5 protein-coding genes and 1 other RNA gene are annotated in these 5,306 nt (G+C 58.3%); all 6 read right to left on the bottom strand.

Annotated elements, in window-relative coordinates; genetic code table 11:
- Positions 1 to 143: a transfer-messenger RNA gene (gene ssrA / locus ACIP1X_RS27635) on the bottom strand; the annotation flags it as partial.
- A 96-nt stretch (positions 144 to 239) separates the two neighbouring features.
- Complete coding sequence (locus tag ACIP1X_RS27630; protein ID WP_159812883.1) at positions 240 to 515, bottom strand: hypothetical protein; 276 nt, start codon at positions 513 to 515, stop codon at positions 240 to 242.
- 160 nt (positions 516 to 675) lie between these two features.
- On the bottom strand, positions 676 to 954 hold the full coding sequence (locus ACIP1X_RS27625) for a hypothetical protein (protein ID WP_400755854.1): 279 nt from the start codon (positions 952 to 954) through the stop codon (positions 676 to 678).
- A 130-nt stretch (positions 955 to 1,084) separates the two neighbouring features.
- A complete protein-coding gene (locus tag ACIP1X_RS27620) occupies positions 1,085 to 3,895 on the bottom strand; it encodes an FAD-binding and (Fe-S)-binding domain-containing protein (protein ID WP_400755853.1) in 2,811 nt (936 codons plus the stop codon).
- Complete coding sequence (locus ACIP1X_RS27615; RefSeq protein WP_400755852.1) at positions 3,892 to 4,563, bottom strand: lactate utilization protein C; 672 nt, start codon at positions 4,561 to 4,563, stop codon at positions 3,892 to 3,894. The genes ACIP1X_RS27620 and ACIP1X_RS27615 overlap by 4 nt, the downstream gene beginning before the upstream one ends.
- A partial coding sequence (locus tag ACIP1X_RS27610) for a lactate utilisation protein LutB domain-containing protein (protein ID WP_400755851.1) occupies positions 4,563 to 5,306 on the bottom strand: 744 nt, incomplete at its 5' end. The genes ACIP1X_RS27610 and ACIP1X_RS27615, both read right to left, overlap by 1 nt.

Below are 5,306 nucleotides of genomic sequence, written 5' to 3'. Positions count from 1 at the left end.
GCTTACGCAGCGAGAGCGAATTCCTGGCCGTAGTTTTCGTCATTGGCAACTATAAGTAGTTGCAACAGTGGATTTACGACTTCTGTTACCAAGTCGGCATGCACCTAAAGTTTCGCAACCGGCGTCGAATCCTAAACGGCCCCGAACTCATTGCTCAGTACATCTGTTTGAGCAACAAGCCTGTGCAGTGTACGTCAATCGGCCGGGAAGGCCAACCCGAAGGTTGGCTTCCGGGTGTGTCAGTTACGCGTTGGATTGCGGATCTGCATTTTCGTGATCATGCCGTTGGTGATTTCCACGCAATCCTTGTCGTTCCCGGAAGCCTGCGCCTTCATGGCGTCTTCCTGCGCAGTCTTGACGTTCTCCAGCGAGGTTTCCGGAATGGAAGGCTGGCTGGTGATGAAGTCCTTGATGACTTGAAGATTCCCGGCACACAGGTCTTTATCCGCCGCAAACACCGGCGACGCCAGAAGTGCACCAGCGATGAACAATCCAGCAATTGCAGAATGCTTCATGGGTATCTCCTTGAACGGTAGGTCTCGGTGCTGCCGGACGGTCTGGCGGCGATGCCGAGGTCATAACAGGCTACGTTAGCGTAGGGCCTGTTCAATCGACCGCCGCGCTACGCAGGAATTCGGTTTTTTTTACATCTGGTATCAAAACGCCTGCTCACGATCACTTCTTGTTATCACCCGAGGTTTTCTGGATCTCCAGAATTGTTTGCTGGGTTTCCGCAACGCAGTCGTCAATCTTGCCTTGGGCCTTGAGGGCCTGGGCTTTCGCCACACTGGCGGAGACGCGCGCGTTCAGCTCCGATGAAGTCTGATACTCCGATTTCGCGTTATTGATGGTTTGCAGATTGGCTTCGCACAGGCTGTCTGGCCCGGCGGCAAACGAAGTCGACGCCATCACCGAGGCAGTAACGAACAGACCGAGCAGTACAGAACGTTTCATGTGTATCTCCTTGCGCTGAGGGATCCAGACTTCGCTGACCCGGAGTGCCGGTCACCGAAAGAAGGAACGGCCCCGAGTGTTCGGGGCCTGTTCTGTGGACTGCGGTCTTGCGCAAGGGTTCTGATTTTCTTCAGCAGGCCTTCGCCTGAGTGACCCGATCGACCAGATAAACCAGGCCGTGATAGTCGATACCGCCGTGTTGCGTCAGGCCGATTTCGCAGGTGCGACTGGTGGATATTCCTTCACTGCAATGCTGCACCGCGTCCTTCAGGGTGCGCAGCGAATGGCTGTTCAGCTCCGGCGTGGTGAAGCCCTTGTCGCCGGCAAAACCGCAGCAATGAATGCCTTCCGGAATCACCACGGTTTTGCTGCATTTGCGCGCCAGATCGATCAACGCTTGGCTTTCACCCAGGTGCTGAGTGCTGCAGGTCACATGCACGGCAATCGGTGCGTCTTGCGGGGTGAAATCCAATCGATCGAGAAGATGCGTACGGATGAAGCGCACCGGGTCGTACAGATCGAGACGGGTTTCTCCTACGTCTTGAACCAGGCGCAACGTGCACGGACTGGTGTCGCAATAAATCGGATCGAGACCGCCGCGACTGGCGTGGAGCAAGGCGCTGATCAACTCCTGACGCTTGTGTTCGGCTTGCTCGGCGTAGCCTTTTGAGGCGAAGGGCTGACCGCAGCAGAGATTGTCCTGATTGTCCGGGAAGACCACTTGGTAACCGGCCTTTTCCAGCAGACCACGGGTTTTGTCGTAGAGCGACATCTGCTCTTTATCACCCGCCGCCGGGCCCATGACCCGCGAGACACACGCGGCCAGATACACCACACGCGGGCGTTCGTCCGACACACTCGGGCTGAAGCGAATGGCTTTCTCCGGTTGCGGCATCGCATTTGTCCACAACGGCACCTGGCCTTTGGACAGGCGCGTAATCGTTGCCGAAAGTTTCGCCAGACGCGGCGCGCCGAGCATCATCCGCGCACCATTAGCGACATGCAGAGTGAAGCGTGCCCCCTGCAGAGTCTTGGCGAAATTTCCTTCAATCCAGTCAGCCGTTTTCTGATGCGTTGCGTGTCGGCCTCGGAGCTTTTTCACCAGCTCGCCGGTGTTGATGCCTACAGGACAACGTTGTGCGCACAGACCGGTGGCGGCGCAGGTTTCGATGCCTTGGTATTCGTAGGCTTGTTCCAGTTCGGTGGTGTCGACGCCGGCACGTTTTTTCGCCTGAATATCGCGCCAGATCACGATGCGTTGGCGCGGGCTCAGGGTCAGTCCTTTCGACGGGCAGACCGGTTCGCAGAAGCCGCACTCGATGCACTTATCCACAATCTCATCGGCCGCCGGCAGTGGCTTCAAGTGCTTTAGATGGATCTGCGGATCTTCGCTGAGCACCACGTCCGGGTTGAGAACTCCGTTAGGGTCAAGCAGACGTTTCAGTTGCCACATCAGTTGATAGGCGTCGCTGCCCCATTCCAGTTCCACGAACGGCGCCATGTTGCGCCCGGTGCCGTGCTCGGCTTTCAGCGAGCCGCCGAACTCCACAGCGACCAGTTGCGCGACGTCATCCATGAACGCTTGATAGCGTGCGACTTCTTCCGGGTTGTTGAAGCCTTGGGTGAAGACGAAGTGCAGATTGCCTTCCAGCGCATGTCCGAAAAGAATCGCTTCATCGTAGGAATGTTTTTCGAACAGTTCGATCAAGCGATTCACGCCAATCGCCAATTGCTCGACCGGGAAGGTCACGTCTTCGATGATCACCGTGGTGCCGGTTTTGCGCACAGCGCCGACGGCGGGGAAAGTGTCCTTGCGGATCGCCCAAAGCTTGGCGTTTTCGGCAGGGTCTTCGGTGAAGTCGACCTGCTTCTCCACTGGGAAACCACTGAGCGAGGCCATGATCTGCGCCAGTTGTTCCTGCAACAAAGTGGAAGACGCGGCGCGGGATTCGATGAGCAATGCGCAGGCATTGTTCGACAGCTGTTGTACGAAAGCGGGCATGCCAGGTTTATCCTGCACCGAGCGCAGGCTGCGGCGATCCAGCAGTTCTACGGCGGACACTGGTTGGCTTTTCAGCACGGTAACCGCGTTGCAGCAGGTTTCCACATCCGGAAAGACGATCAGCGCCGAGGCCTTGTTCGGGTGATCGATTACTGTGTCGTACGTCACCGCGCTGATGAAGCCGAGCGTGCCTTCGGAGCCGACCAGCAAGTGGCTCAAGATATCCACAGGCTCATCGAAATCCACCAGGGCGTTGAGTGACAGGCCGGTGGTATTTTTCAGACGGTATTTGTGGCGGATTCGTGCAGCCAGTTCAGCGTTGGCGCGGGTCTCGCGGCCCAACGTCGCCAAGCGTTCAAGCAGATCGCCGTGGCTGGCGTGGAATGCCGCGACACTCGCAGCATCTTCGGTATCGAGCCGTGTGCCATCGGCCAGCACTAACCGAATCCCGGCCAGCGTGTGATAGGTATTTTGCGCGGTGCCGCAGCACATGCCGCTGGCGTTGTTGGCGACGATGCCGCCGACTTTGCAGGCGTTGATCGACGCCGGATCCGGGCCGATCTTGCGTCCGAACGGCGCCAGCCACGCATTGGCTTGCGCACCGATCACGCCCGGTTGCAGGCGGATCTGCGTACCTTGGCCACGAATCTCGCGGGCGTTCCAGTTATCCCCAAGCACAATCAACACCGAGTCGCTGATTGCTTGCCCGGACAGACTGGTACCCGCCGCGCGGAAGGTCACCGGGACATGGTCACGTTGGGCCAGTTTCAGCAGCGCAACCACTTCATCTTCGGATTCAACGCGGATCACCAACTGCGGAATCAGCCGATAAAAACTTGCATCGGTGCCGAAGGCCAGCGTCGATAACGGATCATCAAAACGGCGCTCGGCCGGAATCAGTTGCTGCGCATCACGCAGGAAATTCACTGGAAGCGTCATTGGTCCTCCAGGATCAGCACCACGAGGTCTTTCGGGCCGTGGGCGCCGTAGGCCAACACTTGTTCAATGTCGGCGGTTTTCGACGGGCCGGACACGAGTAATGCGTTAGTCGGCATGCCTTGCGCCCACTCGAACTCCTGTTGCACCTGATAGAAGTTGTCGCGGATTTCGCTGGCTTTCAGCAGGGCGAAATGTACTGGCGGCACCAGACTCATCAACCGTGGTTCTTCGCGGGTTGGCCACAGGATCAGGCTGCCAGTGGCGGCGATGGCACCGAGGGTGCCGGTGAGGCTGGCCGGAGTGTCGTTGAACAGCTCGGCTTTCCATTCTTCCATTGGACGGTCGTAGGATTTCAGCGTCGGCAGCTCAGGATTGTTCGCCCAGTGTTGTGTGATTTTCTGCCCGTGGGCTGTAGTCGGCGCGATCAACAGGCTCGGCAACTGACGATCGCGCAGCAATTGCGCAAGCAGCGCCGGCCATTCTTCGCCGGAGGTCATGTGGATTTCGGTGTGTACCGCTTCCATCAGTTTGCGCAGTTGCGGGATGCGTTGTTCGGCGCTGTAGGTGTACGGCTGCGTCACCAGATCGATATCGAAGTCGTCGGCAATCGGCGTGGCGCCGGTCAGACTTTTCCGCAGTTTGCCGAGGATGTTTTGCTTGGCGCTCATCAGCGATCTCCCTGTTTGGCCAGATGCTCGCGGGCCATGTCGTGCAGTGAGCGGGCGGCGGGTTTTGGTGCGCTGTGGTTTTGTGTCCACGGGCCGACGTTGCTTGGCGTCAATGCTCGCAAGCGTGTAGCGAAGAAACCGAATAATCGATACAAAATTGGCGAGCTGTTGAGCCTGGCCCAGGCGTTCCAGATAAAACGTTCCTTGCGCGAATACTTGCTGCCCTGACCGCGCATCACTTGATGGGGACTGTCCGGGGCTTTGACGTTTTCTTCGCGCAAGCGCCGCAGGATTGCAGGGATGGGAATTTTTACCGGGCAGACTTCACCGCAGGCACCGCACAACGAAGACGCGCTCGGGTGATCCGGGACTTTTGCCAGGCCAACCATGTGCGGGGTGATGATTTTGCCGATCGGCCCCGGATAAACCTCGCCATAGGTATGGCCACCGACGCGGGTGTACACCGGGCAATGGTTCATGCAGGCGCCACAGCGGATGCAGTTCAGGGTCTGACGCAATTCACTGTCGGCGAAAGCCTGGCTGCGACCGTTGTCGAGCAGCACAAGATGCACTTCCTGCGGGCCGTCGAGTTCGTGTTCCTTGCGCGGCCCGGAGATCATGTTGACGTAAGTGGTGATCGGAATGCCCAGCGCTGAGCGGGTCAGCAGCGACAATAACGGCACCACGTCGCGCAGGTTTTCCACGACTTTTTCGATGCCGGTGACGGCGATGTGCACCGGCGG

It is taken from the genome of Pseudomonas sp. NPDC088885, from assembly GCF_044750025.1.
Taxonomy (GTDB): domain Bacteria; phylum Pseudomonadota; class Gammaproteobacteria; order Pseudomonadales; family Pseudomonadaceae; genus Aquipseudomonas; species Aquipseudomonas rustica.
The sequence above is the reverse complement of the archived record's forward strand: the minus strand, read 5'-3'. Positions and strand labels throughout refer to the sequence as shown.